This window comes from Enterococcus sp. 6D12_DIV0197 (assembly GCF_002174385.1).
GTDB classification, from domain to species: Bacteria; Bacillota; Bacilli; order Lactobacillales; family Enterococcaceae; genus Enterococcus_D; species Enterococcus_D casseliflavus.
The window spans coordinates 3146347-3162153 of sequence record NZ_NIBN01000001.1 but is presented as its reverse complement, the minus strand read 5'-3'; the positions used below and the strand labels follow the sequence as shown (position 1 = coordinate 3162153).

The window sequence follows — 15807 nt, the reverse complement described above, 5'->3', positions numbered from 1 at the left end:
CCAGTAACTATTTATGTTTATTCATAACGCAAAGCTTGGATTGGATCTAGTTTACCTGCTCGGTTAGCAGGCAATGTGCCGGCTAAAAAGGCAATCGATAAGATGACACCCATAACAGTCAGCGTGTTCGACCAAGAAAAACCAATCAATTGAAATCCGGTCAAAGCTTCAAGAAACGTGCTTGAAGCATAGTCGTTGATGATATTTCCTAAACTAAAAGCGGCGACGATCCCACTGAAAGCGCCGAAGAAACCAATTAAGAGTGCTTCGAAGCTAAAGGTCAGAAAAACTTTGCTGCGTCTCATTCCTAAGGCTTTCATTAAGCCAATCTCACGGGTTCGGTCTTGAACAGACATATACAATGTATTGATAATACCAAAGCTGGCAGCTAACAGTGAAATTGCCCCAAATAAAGTCAAGACGCCAGTAATCGCATCAATTACCATACGAAACATATTGATTTCATCTTCCACAGTCATTCCTTGGAAGCCATTTTCTTGTAAAGATTCTTTGATGGTATCGATTGCTTCACTGGATAAATTTTCTTCTAGATATGCCTGTACAACAAAAGATTGGTTTTTTAAGTTTTCTGGTAAGCCTACTTCATAAATTTCCAACACTTTTTGACTCAAAGCCTGATTAAAAATAGTCATTCCAGCTTGAATAAAGCTGAAATGGCGAACCCCAACAATTGTTGCTGTGACAGTTTCTTGTTCACCAGTTGCATGAGAAGACACTCCAATAGTAACTTCTTTTTCCAAAGCCTCTTTGGCATCTTTAAAGCCTAAAATTTCCACATAATCTTGATCAAGAATGACTTCAAATCCATCAACTTCATTATTGACTTGTCGACCAGCTTCTAATTCTAAATCGATATCACCAGAAGCCATTGCGTTGAGTTGATATTTCGTAGTGGAACTCCCCTGAATGTAATCCGCTACTAAAAAGCTGATTGGTTTAACGGTATCAATATGCTCGATACTTTCAATTACTTCCATATCTGCAGGTGTAATTACGTTAGCTTCTGCAGAGGATTTCTCTGGATCGTATTCTTGAATAGTGGACGCTGGTATTATATTATTACTGCCATCCATTTTGTAGACTGCTAGTAGGCTATTGTCACCGGCAGCTGTAATTTGTTGATCGAGGTAATTATTAATACCGGTGTTGATACCCATCGTTAGATAAATGGTAAAGGCACCAATAAAAATAGCAATGATCGTCAGGAGTGTTCGGCCTTTGTTTCGCAACAGATTTTTCGCAGAAGTTTTTAACAAATCGTTGAATTTCATTTATCGTCCTCCTCAATCACTAAACCATCTTTAATATGGATCTGCCGATCACAGCGGGCAGCTAGATCAGGATCGTGGGTGACGATGACTAGGGTGATATTTTCTTTTTCGTTAAGATCAAATAATAGCTCTTCGACTTTTTCTCCCGTCGCTGAATCAAGATTTCCAGTAGGCTCATCGGCAAAAATGATTTTGGGTTTGTTGACGAGTGCTCGGGCAATACAGACCCGTTGTTTTTGACCGCCAGAAAGGTCAGATGCTTTATTTTTTGCTTTATCACCCAATTCTACGGCTTGTAGTGCTTCATCTACCAGTTTTTTTCGTTGATTTCGACGCATACCGCTGATTTTCAATGGCAGCATCACGTTGTCATGAACCGTATCTTTGGCGTTCATAAAAAATTGCTGAAACACGAAGCCAAAGGTTTCGTTTCGCAGTTTGTTTAATTCAGCAGCCTTTTTTCCTTTGACATTTCTTCCAAGTAAAAATAGATCTCCGCTAGTAGGCTGGTCCAACAAGGCTAATAAGTGCATCAATGTAGACTTACCTGAACCACTTTTACCGATAATTGCCACTGACTCACCCGCATAGATTTTTAAATCAATGCCCTTCAAGGCATCGAATCTAGTTTCTCCTTTTCCATAAACCCTCGTTAACTTTCTTGTTTCTAAAACGATCATTACATTCCTCCTCTAAAAACGTTAATAAGTTAAGACTATCACAAATAGTTGCCAATAAATCAGTCTTTAGGAGTAGTTTCTGAAATTAAATGAAAAAAAGCGACCCCCACTGGGAATCGCTAAGAAGCTATAAAATAAATTTTAAGTTCAATTAACTACGCAGCCCGCGGCCTTTTTGGATCAAGTACCAGCATACGCTGTATAAGACGACAATGAACAAGACCAAAATACCGATGGAGAGGAAAATCGGGACATCGATGGTGCCCAAAAAGCCGTAACGGAAACCAGAGATCATATACACGATCGGGTTGACTTTGGAGATCGTTTGCCAAATCGGCGGCAGCATGCTGATGGAGTAAAAGACGCCTCCAAGATAGGTCAATGGTTGTAAAACAAAGGTTGGCACGATGGAAACATCGTCAAAGGATTGGGCGAAGATCCCATTTAGCAACCCTGCTAATGAAAATAAGATGGCGGTCATGACAAGGGTTAAGACAACGATGACCCAAGAATAAACATGTAATGGGACGAAGAAAAGGGAAATGATGGTCACCAATGTGCCCACCAAGATACTACGGCCAAGTCCGCCAAAGACAAAGCCCCAAATGATGACGTGGGTAGGGACCGGCGCCACTAAGAGTTCCTCAATGTTTTTTTGAAACTTCTGTGAAAAGAAGGAAGATGACACGTTAGAGTAAGAACTAGTGATCGTTGACATCATGATCAGCCCAGGAACGATAAATTCCATATAAGAAAAGCCGCCCATTTCGCCGATGCGGCTGCCGATCATTTTCCCAAAGATAATAAAGTATAAGGAAGTAGTGATGACGGGTGGGACGAGGGTCTGCACCCAAATCCGTAAATAGCGGTTGGTCTCTTTGACCGCTAAACTTTTTAAGGCTGTAAAATAAAGACTAAACATGGTTTTCCTCCGCTTCGTGTGATTCTTCGGTGATTTTCAAAAATAGTTCTTCCAAGCGATTGGATTTGTTGCGCATGGAGAGGACATTGATCCCTTGCTGACTGAATTGGGCAAAAAGATCGTTGACGCCTTGATCTCGAGCGACTTCAACAGCGATGGTCTGTTCATCTTCCATTTGGATCGGATACCCAGTGATCGTTGGTGCTTGCTTGATCGGTGCGATATCAAAAAGAAAGGTTTCAAATTGCAGTTTTGCCAATAAGGACTTCATGCTGGTGTTTTCGATCAGTTCACCAGATTGGATGATCCCGATGTTGCGGCAAAGCATTTCCGCCTCTTCTAAATAATGGGTCGTCAAAATGATCGTTGTGCCCTTTTGGTTCAATTCCCGCAAAAAGCTCCACATTTCCCGCCGTAATTCGATATCGACACCTGCCGTCGGTTCATCCAAAATCAATAGCCGTGGTTCATGCATCAGGGCACGAGCAATCATCAAACGGCGTTTCATCCCGCCCGACAGCATCCGCGCACGAACATTGCGTTTTTCCCACAAATTCGACTGCTTCAGGTATTTTTCGCTGCGCTTGATGGCTTCGTTGCGAGGGACACCATAATACCCAGCTTGATTGACAACGATCTGCTGGACCGTTTCAAAGGGATTGAAATTGAATTCTTGGGGAACCAGACCAATCTGTTGTTTGACTTGGACCAATTCTTTGTCTAAATCGTAGCCGAAGACTTTGACGCTTCCCGAAGATTTATTGACAAGAGAGGTGATAATGCCGATGGTGGTGGACTTTCCAGCGCCGTTTGGGCCTAACAAGGCATAAAAGTCGCCTTCTTCCACCGTCAAATTTATGCCCCGCAACGCTTCAACGCCGGTAGCATAGACTTTGCGTAAATCGGTTAGTTCTAGTGCATAGGTCATGTTTGTTTGAACTCCTTCTATGTATGATGGTTTATTCTATCATTTTTTTTCAAGAAGAACCGCATGATTTGATTTTTTTCATTTGATTAGATAACAATTGTTGCTAATCGATGAAAAGTGGGAAAGAGGCAAAAGAAAAAACGACCATTTGATCGTTTTTTCGATAAAGTCGATTGTTAGCATAAATACCGTTCTGGTCGTTCTGTCTGTCCTAATAAGTAATCGACAGAAACATTATAGAGGGAAGCTGCGTGTAGCAGCGTCAATACATCGGGTAAGCGATCGCCTGCTTCGTATAAGGTGTAATCGGGGTAAGACACATCGAGATGCTGGCATACTTCTTTTGGGCTCAATCCGCGTTCTTCTCTTAAAAATTTGAAGCGGCAACGCAAGGTGTCTAATAAAAAAGCTTCTTCTAATGTCACTTTGCGGTCCTCCTTAAAAAATAGCGCTTTTTTTCGCACTGTTCTCTTTTTATTGTACCAACAAAAGCAAAATATGCGAAGTGATTCACATGAAGGGCGATCGGTTTTTGTCAAAAAGTGAAACAAATGACTTGCTCTGAGACGCGTTTCATACAGTATGCTTGATTTATAAAAAGGAAGGCGGGATGGAAACATGAATACATACATGAAGAAAAATGGTGCGGAATGTTGTTATGTGACGTTGGCATTTGATGGACAACAACTGGTATTGACGAAGCCAAAAGGGTTCTTTCAAGAACGGTTAGTAGAAATTCCTGTGGATGAGATCAGTCACTTGACGTGTGATGAACACTTCGGGTCTCAGCGCATCGGATTTATCCATCACAACGATTACTATGAATTTTATACATGTGGGCTAAGTGTGATAGACTATATGAAAGAACAATTATTCGTTTAAGGAGCAGTGAGTCATGGCAAACATTCGGGATATTGCACGCTTGACCGGCTATTCGGTCTCAACGGTTTCACGAGTCATTAATAACAATCCTTATGTCAGTGAAGAAAAGCGTCGTAAGATCCTGGCTGTCATGGAAGAGGTCAACTATATTCCGAATTACACGGCGCGGGCATTAAGTGTCGGCAAAACCAAAAACATCGGCGTGATCCTACCGTTTGTCAATCATCCCTATTTTGATCGATTATTGAGCGGCATCACGACAGCAGCGTTTGCTCGTGGCTATAAGGTGACGCTTTTAGCCACGAACTATGATCCGCAAGTAGAGGAAGCATATTTGCAAGAATTTGCGGCGAAAAGCTTTGATGCTTTGATCATTACCTCGCGGGCGAATCCGATCGAAACCTTATTGCCTTATCGTTCATACGGACGCATCGTCTTTTGTGAAAATATCTCGTATTTGACTGACGGCTGCACTTATATCGATCGAGAGGAATCGATCAAGGAGGTCTTCACGTATTTTAAGGAACAAGGCATCCAGAAAATCGGCGTGACATTGGGACGTAGCCGCAAGCTCAGCAGCAATTCAAAAATCACGGTCCGTTTGGCTCATGACTATTTTTCGACCTTTTCCGAAGACTTGATTTTTTGGGATTGTTTGACGGAAGAAGATGGCAAAGAAGCGGCTGCTTATTTTGCATATAAAGGAGTCGAAGCGATTTTCACCAATGGGGATCATGTTGCTGCTGGGATCCAGTCGCAGGCGCCGGGAGAATGGCTCGTGATTGGACGGGACAATCTATACATCAGCGAGCTGCTGCAGCTTTCAACGATCGATCATCACTTGCAAGCTTGTGGGGAGACTGCCGTCCAATTGGCGGTAATGGAAAAAAGCGGCAACTATCGCATGCCTTATGAGTTCATCAAACGATAGCTACAGACGAAACGATGCGCAAACAGTGCCCCTGAGCGGGCAGTGCTTGCGCATCGTTTATTTAATGGGATTTGGTGTAATGGTCAATGATCTGTTTCAACAGCTGCGCGCTGCCGACGCCTGCTTTTTGATCGTAATAGGCGGTAAAACGCTCGTCTTGAACGTACATTTCCCCTAAAGATCGGTGATATTCTGCTGAGTAAAAGGGCGCTGCTTGTTTAAGCCATGCTTGATGCGCAGCAAAAGCCTTTTCGGCTTTGTCAGAAGGGATTCGTTTCCCTTCCTTTTCATTCAATAGCTCTTTTATCAGCTGCAATAAGCGGTTTTCGTTGTCGGTCAGTGCTTGATAATCGACTTGGGTCATCTGCTGCCACTTTTGGTTGCTTTGTTCGATGATTTCCTCACCGTAGGCTTCTCGTAATTCGGCACCGTAGTTCGCTTCGTTTTCACGAATTTTTTGTTCCTTAAAATAACTGAATTTCTCTTGATCGGTCATCGTCTTTTCTCCTTCATAATAATCAATTGTTTGCGCCAAGGTGGTCAAAAGACTGTCCAGGGCTGCTCGCTCTTGTAAAAGCTGTTGGTAATGCTGCAACAAGACCGTTTGGATCGATTCTTGTGGCTTATCCAAGATTCCGCGGATCGTTTCTAATGACAGCCCAAAAGACTTAAAATATAAAATCTGCTGTAGGCGATCGACTTCCTGTCTCCCGTAGATACGGTAACCAGCTGAGTTGGTGCGTTGCGGTTGTAACAACTTGATCTGATCATAATACCGCAGGGTACGGCTGCTGACTCCTGACAGTTTAGCTAAGGCACTGATCGTATATTCCATCGGCTTTTCCCTCCTTACACCTGTATCCTAAAGGTTGACGTAACGACAAAGTCAAGAAAATTTTTTTGCGTTTTTTAAAATGTGCTATAATTATAACAAAGAAAGGAAGATAAGATGCAAATAGTTTTTTCTGATATTGATGGGACGTTCCAAGAAATGGGGCACCCGATTCATGAGATCAATAAAGAAGCCATCCGTTGTTTGCAAGATCAAGGGGATCACTTTGTGTTTGTCACAGGGCGAGGATTTGAGCTTGTTCAAGATATGATGGCGGAAGAAGGCCTTTCCTGCGATGTGATTTTTGGAAACGGCGCTGGTCTGATGGTAAAAGGAGAAGCGCCTGTTTTGACGCATACTTTGCCCTATAAGACATTGGCGCAAGTGATTGGTATCTTAGAAACAGAAGAGGTTTTTTATTTCTTACATACTGACCATGGCATCATTTCCCCACAAGCGCATTTGTATGAAGCGCAGTTTCAAGAAAGCCGCAAGCAGTTACTCGCGGAGTTAGGGGAGCGAGGACAAATCATCGTTGACTACAAATATGAGTTCTTTTACAACGAATGTCTTCATAAAGACGACGTGCTGCAGTTTATGAAGGAACATCCAGAGATAAAGGTCATCAAAATCGAACTGATGGAAGCGTCAGACGAAAAAAGAGAACGGCTACGGGAGATGATCCAATCAGAAACGGCTGCGATTTTTCAATCCTTTGTCCAAACACTGGAGATCGTTGATCCATTGGCGACCAAAGGTGCCGCGATCCGTTCCTTTTTAGAAGCTTTTCCCGCTGCCAAAAGCTACGGGATCGGTGATGGTGAAAATGACCTTGCGATGTTTGAAGCGGTGGATGTTTCTTTGGCTGTAGCAAATGCCAGCCCAGCGATCAAAGCAGTTTGTGATCGAACCATTGAGCGCGCGGAAGATGGCGGTGTTGGCCGCTTTATTTTAACAGAATTAGTTTCGAGAGAGGATGTTGTGCATGAAGTTGATTGAAACCCCAGTAAACCAAAATCTAAATATGGAAACTTTTTACCCGAACATCTCCAAGTATCTATTCGACAAAATAGCGATCAAATACTATAAATTGTACTCGCTTGATCGGACGCAGATTCTCTATGTGGATAGTTTTGATACGATTTCTTTAGTATTGATCAACAATAAAAAGAAAATCAGTCGGGAAGAAGTCGACACAGCGATTCATCGTTTGCTGAAGGTCGATCGCAAAGACGTGACCGTCAATGTTAATATTCGTAAAGAAATGGAAGCAAGAGGCATCACCTTTTCTAAACCGAGGAAAGATGTCATTCTTGTTCAATTGCCTGTGAAAGAATAGTAGTTGAAAGAAGTTGGGACATGCACGTTGCAAGAGCAATCAAACGTTGAACAAAGGGGCGACCTTACACGCGCGCAGGAATGATGCGCCAATAAGTAGGAGGCTGACCCATGCTTTTGAGCAATTTGTTCTCAGATGGATTGCCTTGTACTAGCAAAAACCCAACTTTTTTTTGAAAAAAACAAGATTTTCTGTCTTTTGTGTTTTTTTTGCTATAATGAGAAGAAGTAAGCTAGAGGGAGTAAGAACATGCAGAAATTATTTAAAGATGACAGCTTGACGCTGCACACCGATCTCTACCAAATCAACATGATGCAAACCTATTGGGAGTTAGGCAGAGCCGATCGTAATGCGGTGTTTGAATGCTATTTCCGTGACATGCCTTTTGAAAACGGCTATGCGATCTTTGCCGGTCTGGAACGACTGATCGACTATTTGAACGATTTATCCTTTTCAGAAACGGATATTGCCTACTTGCGAGAAATCGGTGGCTATCCAGAAGCCTTTTTAGAGTATCTAAAGGAGTTCAAGTTTGCTTGTACCGTTCGTTCTGCGTTAGAAGGCGATTTAGTCTTCAACAATGAACCGATCATTCAAGTAGAAGGGCCGTTGGCACAAGCACAGTTGATCGAAACGGCGTTACTGAATATGGTCAATTTCCAAACACTGATCGCCACGAAAGCGGCCCGCATCAAATCCGTGATCGGCACGGATCCCTTGTTGGAATTTGGTTCACGGCGGGCACAAGAATTGGATGCAGCCATTTGGGGGACCCGAGCGGCTTATATTGGCGGAGCAGATGCGACGAGTAATGTGCGGGCAGGGAAGATTTTTGGCATCCCAGCCAGCGGAACCCACGCCCATTCCCTCGTGCAATCCTACGGCAATGACTATGATGCATTTATGGCGTATGCCCAAACCCACAAAGATTGCGTATTCTTAGTCGATACCTATGATACATTGCGCTTAGGTGTGCCAAATGCGATTCGTGTGGCTAAAGAGATGGGGGATAAGATCAATTTCTTAGGTGTGCGGATCGACAGCGGCGATATGGCGTATATCTCGAAAAAAGTCCGTGAACAGCTGGATGAAGCGGGATTCACGGAAGCCAAAGTCTATGCTTCCAATGATCTAGACGAAAATACGATTCTAAGCTTGAAAATGCAAAAGGCGAAAATCGATGTGTGGGGTGTCGGCACCAAGCTGATCACCGCTTACGATCAACCGGCATTAGGCGCGGTTTATAAACTGGTGGCCATCGAAAATGAGCAGGGAGAAATGATCGACACCATCAAATTATCCAGCAATGCTGAAAAGGTTTCGACCCCTGGGAAAAAACAAGTTTGGCGGATCACCCGTAAATCTGACGGCAAGTCAGAAGGCGATTATGTCACGCTATGGGAAGAAAATCCACAAGCAGAAGACGAACTGTTCATGTTCCATCCTGTTCATACCTTTATCAACAAAACAGTGACGAACTTTGATGCGCGACCATTATTGCAAGACATCTTTGTAGATGGCCAGCAAGTGTATCAAGTGCCTGACTTAGAACACATCAAAGCCTATGCGACGAATTGCTTGGATTCCCTTTGGGACGAGTACAAACGTGACTTGAATCCACAGAAATACCCAGTCGATCTTTCGCAAGAATGCTGGGATCATAAAATGCGCACGATTGAAAAAGTACGCAAACAAACCAATGGCGCGATTTTGTAATCCGCAACTGCGCTGGTCCTAGGATCAGTCAGCTGCTTCAAAAAATAAGAGGAGGCGTTTCTATGACCATGCAACAAGAAATTATCAAAGAATTAGGAGTCTTACCGACCATCGACCCGAAAGAAGAAGTTCGTAAGAGTATTGATTTTTTAAAGGCGTATCTGCAAAAGAATCCGTTCTTGCATACGTTTGTCTTGGGGATCAGTGGTGGACAAGATTCGACGTTAGCTGGACGGCTTGCGCAATTGACGATGGAGGAAATGCGCAGCGAAACTGGGAATCCCAACTATCAGTTCATAGGGGTACGCTTACCTTATGGGGAACAAGCAGACGAAGAAGATGCCAAAAAAGCGCTAGCGTTTATCCAACCAGACATTGAGCTGCGGGTAAACATCAAAGCCGCCGTCGATGCGCAAGTACAAGCGGTGGAAGAAGCAGGGTTAGCGGTTTCCGACTTTAATAAAGGCAATATCAAAGCCCGTCAACGGATGATCACGCAATATGCCATTGCGGGTGAAAAAGCAGGAGCTGTTCTGGGAACAGATCATGCTGCGGAAAACATCACCGGCTTCTTTACGAAGTACGGGGATGGCGGAGCCGATATTTTACCACTGTTTCGTTTGAATAAGCGCCAAGGCCGTCAACTCTTGCAATATTTAGGCGCGCCAGAAGCGTTGTATACAAAAGTCCCAACTGCGGACTTGGAAGATGGTAAACCTTTAGTGGCAGATGAAGCAGCTTTAGGAGTGACCTACAACGACATCGATGACTATTTAGAAGGCAAGGAAATTTCGGCTGAAGCCCAACAAACCATTGAAAACTGGTGGAACAAAACGCAACACAAACGCCACTTGCCAGTCACGATTTTTGATGATTTTTGGAAATAAACGAAACCAATGATTGAGTTCCATTCGGATAGAAAGAAGAGTCTAGGGGGCAAGAAACCTTAGACTCTTTTTTTATGAGGCTTGCTTTCTTTAAAAATAACAAAAGCTTCTTACCTCGGCTTTACTTTCTTGCCTCGAAAGCATAAAATACGAGGGTACCTAGAATGTGTAGAAAAGGAGGAATGTTCCTTCGTGAAAATAAATAGCCATCCTTATCTGAAGATCGCATTAAAAGGCATCGCCATCGTCCTGTTGATCATTTTCAGTAATTTATATTTGCAATGGTGTCAAAACAATCTTTCCGTTGAATTAGCTCTGAAATTTGCCTTTTCGTGGCATACAGCAAAGTTTTTCTTGGCTTGTGGGGTGCTGCTGCTGGTGTATGGGGTGTTTGCCAGTTTGGCAGGTTCGGTACTGATCGGAGGCGTCTTTTATAGTGTCGTCATCGGAATCTTAGGGTATGCCAACCACACAAAGATGGTCTATCGCCAAGAACCAATCTATCCCGATGATTTAAAGATGGTCACTCAATTCGACCTTCTACGAACCATGATCGGCAATAGCGCCTTTTTCTTAGCCATCCTCTTCGCTCTGGCTGCGATCGGGGCGATCGGCTGGAGTATCTATCGCAGCCGCAAATTAAACCTGCGTTTGCAAGTGATGCGAGGAGCGGTGCTGGTCGTATGCTCGCTGGGCTTAGTCTATGTTTCACACTTCAACGACAGCAACAACCTTTTACGCAAAGCCTACAATCAGACGGCGCTCTGGATTCCGTATTCACAAAAAATGAACTACTACAATACGGGATTCATCGGTGGGTTTTTGTACAACCTGCGGGTAGATGCCATGACGAAGCCTGAGGGGTATTCAAAAGAAGCGATCCAAGCGATTGCGGACACCTACAATGCACAGGCTGCGGAGAAAAATCAAGACCGTGAAAGTGAAGCACCAAATATCGTCTATGTGATGAGCGAGAGCTTTTCCGACCCGAGCCATTTAAATGGCTTGTCGATCACCGGCGATCCGTTGAAAGACTATTACCACGTCGCCGATCAAACCATCAGTGGAAAAATGCTTTCGCAAAATTATGGAGGCGGTACGGCAAACATCGAGTTTGAAGCGTTGACTGGTTTTGCCATGGGCCTATTGAATCCACAGATGACAACGCCTTACACGATGCTGGTGCCGAAATTGACGCAACTGCCATCCTTGGTTTCTTTCTTGGAACAATCAGGGTATACGGCAACGGCGATCCATCCTTACGATACATCGATGTACAAACGCAAGGATGTCTATGGGGTGATGGGGTTTGAACAGTTTATCGATCAAGAGACGATGACCTATACCGACAAAATCGAAAATAATCCTTATATTTCTGATGAGGCGGCCTACAAAGAAGTGCTGGCATTGTTGGAAAACGATCAGCAACCGCAATTTGTTCATTTAGTAACGATGCAGACCCATATGCCGTATGCTGGTAAATACGATACCTTGAATTACCAAGCAAGCGGTCCGGGCAATATGGCTTCTTTGGAAAACTACCTGCAGGATATCTCCTACAGCAGTACAGCATTGAAAAACTTTGTAGCTGAATTAGAACAGCTGGATCGGCGAACGCTGGTCGTCTTTTGGGGGGATCATTTACCAGGCATTTATGCCGATGAGATCAAGGAGCAAAATGAAACGGCTGCCCTGCATGAAACGGAGTTTTTGATGGTCGATTCGCAAGGAAATTTTGCCCCAGAAGATGTACCTGTAACAAGTCCCTTTTACTTTGCGCCGAACCTATTAGAAGCCAGTGACCAACCAACGAGCGGGTTTTACCAGTTGTTATTGGCCTTGCAAGATGAGCTGCCAGCTTTTGAAATGGGTCAATACTATCAAGGCGGGCAATGGCAGACGACCCTTGCATTGGATCAAGAAGCCCAAGAAATCTATGATGCCTACAATTTGATCCAATACGATGTGTTACAAGGAGAGCAATACAGTTTAACGACTGGTTTGTTTGACTAACTGAAACGTAAAATAGCGCCTTATCCCAGTGTTAGTCACAGGATAAGGCGCTTTTGTTTGTAGGAAGTTATAAATCCTGCCATTTACGGTTTTGATCAAAATCATTGGCGGCGGCATAGGCGTCTTGAACGATCGTTTCAGGGTAGCCCATGACTTTTAAGAGGGCGATCGCGTTGCGGCTCAAGGCAGGACCGGATTTGACCTTGTAATCAAAGGAGATGCCGTCATCTTCCGTGACTTGTTCAGAAAAATGAATGTTGCGGCAGTCGTTTTTTAAAATTTCAGTCAGCTCAATGTCATGGGTGGCGACAAATGCCAATGATGGGTAGGCACGCAGCCAATGGATGATGCTGGCAGAAGCAGCGATCCGTTCCACCGTATTGGTTCCTTTTAAAATCTCATCAACAAAACAATAGCAGCGCTGGTTCGTGGCAACGGTGTCTAGCAGGCGTTTGATGGATTTGATTTCCGCGACGAAATAGCTGTCGCCTTCAAACAAGTCATCTTCGACAGCCATCGAGGTAATGACGTGACCGGGAACCATCGTAAAGGTTTCGGCAACTGCTGTCTGGATCGTTTGTGCCAAGATGCAATTGATGGCGATGCTTTTGACATACGTCGATTTGCCCGAGGCATTGGAGCCAGTCACGAGGGTATTGTGGGTCCAAGCAACATCATTCATGACTGCTTCACTTAGAAGCGGGTGATACGTACCCGTTGCTTGTACACCTCCGCTTGTTTGGAAGGTCGGTAGGCAAGTGATGGGCATATACGTGCGAAAATTTAAAATGGCGGCTGCGACTTCCAATTTTCCCAGCAAATTCCACAGATCGATGGCTGCTTGTTGGTGCTTTGCCAGGGTAGTAGTGACCGTTTGATAGGAAATAAACGGCAGCATAAAAATGATATTGATGTATTCAAACAACATGTCTCCTTCGCTGCCGTTTTTGGCACGAAACGAAAAGGCGAAACGAGTGATCTTTTTTAATGGTGCCAAGGATTGTTTGATCTCATCTTGGAGGGGCGTGTTGATTTTAGCGATCTGACTGCCACAGGCAATCGTTTGAACCAAATAGCGCATGCTGTTCAGTTCTGTTTCCAGCTTGGCTTTTTTGATGGAGTAATAGATCGTATTGAAAACGACACTAACCAACGTCAACAGGATGCCTTGGACAAACCCCAGCAGGAGCAGCAAGATGCCGACTAACGGCAGCACACCTAAAAAGACAAAGAACGGCAGAGAACCGATCGATTGCGCAGCTTCATTGGCCAAGTAGGCTTTTGAGAAATTATCATCTTGTTTTCCTAAACGAGCAAACGTATATTGGGATTGTTCGCGTGCGGCACTGTCAGTAGCAAAAAAGTCGATCAATTTGGTCAGTTGTTTGTCCGTCTTGAAGCGAAAATTGCGTAATTGCTGGTACAATGCTTCTGAACCAACACTGGAAAACGTCAGATTAATGGACTCAAACAACGAAAAGCCATCCAAGTCATACCAAGTGATGTCATCGACCTCGCTATCAAAATCGTGAAACTTCTTCTCAGTCAGCCAAGCCTTTTTCAAACTCGCTTCTTTATCAAAGCGGGGCTGACGGGGAAGCTTTCCCCAAGCAAGCCGAACGTAACGGCGTACTTTGTATCGATTCCAGATATCTAGTGCGGTCAAGATGAGAATGCTGGCGAGTATGATCAAAATGACCATCGTTTGTGGTTCCATATGCAAAAGTCCTCCTAATGGCTAATGAATGCTGGCTAAAGTTAAGTGTTGCTGTGGGCAGGATCGATTTCTTTCAAACAAGCATAGATCCGTTCAATATCTTGGGTCGTGCCTCGCAGCTCGAAATCCGCTAAGAACGGGATCGAAAATTGTTCCGCATATTGCTTTGCGGTCAAGCAATATTGATAATTGAAGTTTTTGTTGCCACTGCCGATCACGCCTAAGCAAAGAGCTGCGTTGTTTTCATAGTCAATGTATTCCCGCATGGTTTCTGTGAGAATCTCCTGATCGCCGTTATCGACGCCATTTCCACCTTCTAAATAGGTAGGGACAAAAACCACATAAGGTTCGTCTTCTTGTTCAAACACACTGTTGTCATGAATTTCTTTGGCTTCCCAAGTACTCGGAGTGTCTTGCTGATCCGCATAGGCCAACAAGCGGTTGACGAATGCACGAGTATTTCCAGAGATTGAAATATAAAGTAGTTTCATTTTTTTCATCACCTTCCGCTTTCTAGTATAACAGAAACCATTTATGAAAAGAGGAGAACTTCGGCAGTCTTTTCTAGTAAAATGCAGCCAAAGGCTTTAAACTGAGAGAGGAGTCCAATACAAAGGAGTGGCAATAATGTTTTCAAAAATGCATCATGTGGCGATCATCGCCAGTGATTACCAGCAGACCAAAGAATTTTATGTAGAGAAATTAGGCTTTGAAGTGATTCGTGAACATGCGCGCCCAGAAAAGAAAGATGTAAAAATCGACCTGCGCTTTGGGGAATCAGAAATAGAACTGTTTGTGGTGGAAAACCCACCAGCAAGAGCAAGTTTCCCTGAAGCAACTGGCTTGCGACATTTGGCATTTGCGGTGGAAAATATTGAAGCAGTCGTGGCAAAGTTAGCCGCCAAAGGAATTGCGTGTGAACCGATTCGTTTCGATACCTTTACGAATAAGAAAATGACCTTTTTCCAAGATCCAGACGGCTTGCCGTTGGAATTGCATGAATAAATAGGGAAAACTTTGTGTGGATCCTTTGTCGATTCAACTTGGTTTTTCTTGAGAGAATTGTTATTCTATGTATAGAAGCAAGGAGGAGAAAACGTGATAAGATTTGCAAAAAAAGAAGATCGCTTTGTCATGGCTGAACTCGTTTTAGTCATTTTAAAGGATATGGAATTGCCCTTTGTCAAAGAGATCGGTGAAGCAAAGACCTTAGAGATCTTGGCAGATGCCATGCTAGAACCCGACTATCGTTACGGCTTTCGCCGTGCGTTGGTCAATGAGATCGACGGGGAGGTTGCTGGGGTCGCCTTTGGATACCCAGACAAAGAAGAGGCGACGATCGATCAGCCTCTAGATAAAGTGCTGGAACAGTACGGTTTGAGTAAAGACATGAAGCTGTTTATCGATGAAGAAACCTTACCAAATGAATGGTACTTAGATACCATCTGTGTGGCTGAGAAATTTCGCGGCAAAGGTGTCGGCTCAGCCTTATTAGAAGCGTTGCCGAAAATTGCTTCTAGAGATGGCTATGAGGTGATCGGCTTGAGTGTTGACCGAGCAAATCCCCATGCGAAGCGGCTCTATGAAAAGCATGGCTTTGAAGTCGTGGCCCAAAGAGAGATCAGTGGCCACCTATACGACCATATGCAAAAAAGAACCAGCTGATTT

17 protein-coding genes are annotated in these 15807 nt (G+C 43.9%); 9 read left to right on the top strand and 8 right to left on the bottom strand.

Annotation, left to right across the window (positions count from 1 at the left end):
• Window positions 1–17: 17 nt before the first annotated feature.
• From A5867_RS14805 to A5867_RS14785, 5 genes are all read right to left on the bottom strand, one after another.
• Complete coding sequence (locus tag A5867_RS14805; RefSeq protein WP_087627906.1) at window positions 18–1292, bottom strand: ABC transporter permease; 1275 nt, start codon at window positions 1290–1292, stop codon at window positions 18–20.
• Window positions 1289–1972, bottom strand: a complete 684-nt coding sequence (locus A5867_RS14800; RefSeq protein WP_005228498.1) for an ABC transporter ATP-binding protein — start codon at window positions 1970–1972, stop codon at window positions 1289–1291. Before A5867_RS14800 ends, A5867_RS14805 begins: the two co-directional genes overlap by 4 nt.
• Before the next feature lie 151 nt (window positions 1973–2123).
• On the bottom strand, window positions 2124–2894 hold the full coding sequence (locus A5867_RS14795) for an ABC transporter permease (RefSeq protein WP_005228499.1): 771 nt from the start codon (window positions 2892–2894) through the stop codon (window positions 2124–2126).
• Window positions 2887–3822 (bottom strand): ABC transporter ATP-binding protein, encoded by a 936-nt coding sequence (locus tag A5867_RS14790; protein WP_005228500.1) that lies wholly within the window; start codon window positions 3820–3822, stop codon window positions 2887–2889. Before A5867_RS14790 ends, A5867_RS14795 begins: the two co-directional genes overlap by 8 nt.
• Window positions 3823–3998: 176 nt before the next feature.
• A complete protein-coding gene (locus A5867_RS14785; RefSeq protein ID WP_005234115.1) occupies window positions 3999–4247 on the bottom strand; it encodes a helix-turn-helix transcriptional regulator in 249 nt (82 codons plus the stop codon).
• Window positions 4248–4440: 193 nt separating this feature from the next.
• On the opposite strand from A5867_RS14785, the gene A5867_RS14780 reads away from it, so the two are divergent.
• Together A5867_RS14780 and A5867_RS14775 are read left to right on the top strand one after the other, a co-directional pair.
• Window positions 4441–4704 carry a hypothetical protein gene (locus A5867_RS14780; RefSeq protein WP_005228502.1) on the top strand — a complete coding sequence of 88 codons (264 nt, stop codon included), beginning with the start codon at window positions 4441–4443 and terminating at the stop codon, window positions 4702–4704.
• Window positions 4705–4717: 13 nt separating this feature from the next.
• Window positions 4718–5635 (top strand): LacI family DNA-binding transcriptional regulator, encoded by a 918-nt coding sequence (locus A5867_RS14775; protein ID WP_005228503.1) that lies wholly within the window; start codon window positions 4718–4720, stop codon window positions 5633–5635.
• Window positions 5636–5696: 61 nt separating this feature from the next.
• On the opposite strand, the gene A5867_RS14770 is transcribed toward A5867_RS14775, so the two are convergent.
• A complete protein-coding gene (locus A5867_RS14770) occupies window positions 5697–6470 on the bottom strand; it encodes a MerR family transcriptional regulator (protein ID WP_005228504.1) in 774 nt (257 codons plus the stop codon).
• A 114-nt stretch (window positions 6471–6584) separates the two neighbouring features.
• On the opposite strand from A5867_RS14770, the gene A5867_RS14765 reads away from it, so the two are divergent.
• The 5 genes from A5867_RS14765 to A5867_RS14745 all read left to right on the top strand — a co-directional run bounded on the left by A5867_RS14765 (window position 6585) and on the right by A5867_RS14745 (window position 12422).
• Entirely contained in the window at window positions 6585–7466 is an 882-nt protein-coding gene (locus A5867_RS14765; protein WP_087627905.1) for an HAD-IIB family hydrolase, read from the top strand.
• The gene (locus A5867_RS14760; protein ID WP_010749898.1) at window positions 7453–7806 is read left to right on the top strand and encodes a DUF1827 family protein; all 354 of its coding nucleotides are present in this window, start codon (window positions 7453–7455) and stop codon (window positions 7804–7806) included. The genes A5867_RS14765 and A5867_RS14760 overlap by 14 nt, the downstream gene beginning before the upstream one ends.
• 249 nt (window positions 7807–8055) lie before the next feature.
• Window positions 8056–9522: a nicotinate phosphoribosyltransferase gene (locus A5867_RS14755; protein ID WP_005228507.1), complete on the top strand. Its 1467-nt coding sequence runs from the start codon at window positions 8056–8058 to the stop codon at window positions 9520–9522.
• Between the two features lie 62 nt (window positions 9523–9584).
• Entirely contained in the window at window positions 9585–10409 is an 825-nt protein-coding gene (gene nadE, locus A5867_RS14750; protein WP_010749896.1) for an ammonia-dependent NAD(+) synthetase, read from the top strand.
• Between the two features lie 192 nt (window positions 10410–10601).
• A complete protein-coding gene (locus tag A5867_RS14745; protein WP_034869124.1) occupies window positions 10602–12422 on the top strand; it encodes an alkaline phosphatase family protein in 1821 nt (606 codons plus the stop codon).
• A gap of 67 nt (window positions 12423–12489) precedes the next feature.
• Here the strand turns inward: A5867_RS14745 and A5867_RS14740 are convergent, their stop codons facing one another.
• Both A5867_RS14740 and nrdI read right to left on the bottom strand, forming a co-directional pair.
• On the bottom strand, window positions 12490–14139 hold the full coding sequence (locus A5867_RS14740; protein ID WP_087627904.1) for a DNA mismatch repair protein MutS: 1650 nt from the start codon (window positions 14137–14139) through the stop codon (window positions 12490–12492).
• Between the two features lie 41 nt (window positions 14140–14180).
• Window positions 14181–14630: a class Ib ribonucleoside-diphosphate reductase assembly flavoprotein NrdI gene (gene nrdI, locus A5867_RS14735; protein WP_005228511.1), complete on the bottom strand. Its 450-nt coding sequence runs from the start codon at window positions 14628–14630 to the stop codon at window positions 14181–14183.
• Window positions 14631–14766: 136 nt separating this feature from the next.
• Here nrdI and A5867_RS14730 point away from each other — a divergent pair, with 136 nt between their 5' ends.
• Window positions 14767–15144 carry a VOC family protein gene (locus tag A5867_RS14730; RefSeq protein WP_087627903.1) on the top strand — a complete coding sequence of 126 codons (378 nt, stop codon included), beginning with the start codon at window positions 14767–14769 and terminating at the stop codon, window positions 15142–15144.
• 93 nt (window positions 15145–15237) lie between these two features.
• A complete protein-coding gene (locus tag A5867_RS14725) occupies window positions 15238–15804 on the top strand; it encodes a GNAT family N-acetyltransferase (RefSeq protein WP_005228513.1) in 567 nt (188 codons plus the stop codon).
• Window positions 15805–15807 lie beyond the last annotated feature (3 nt).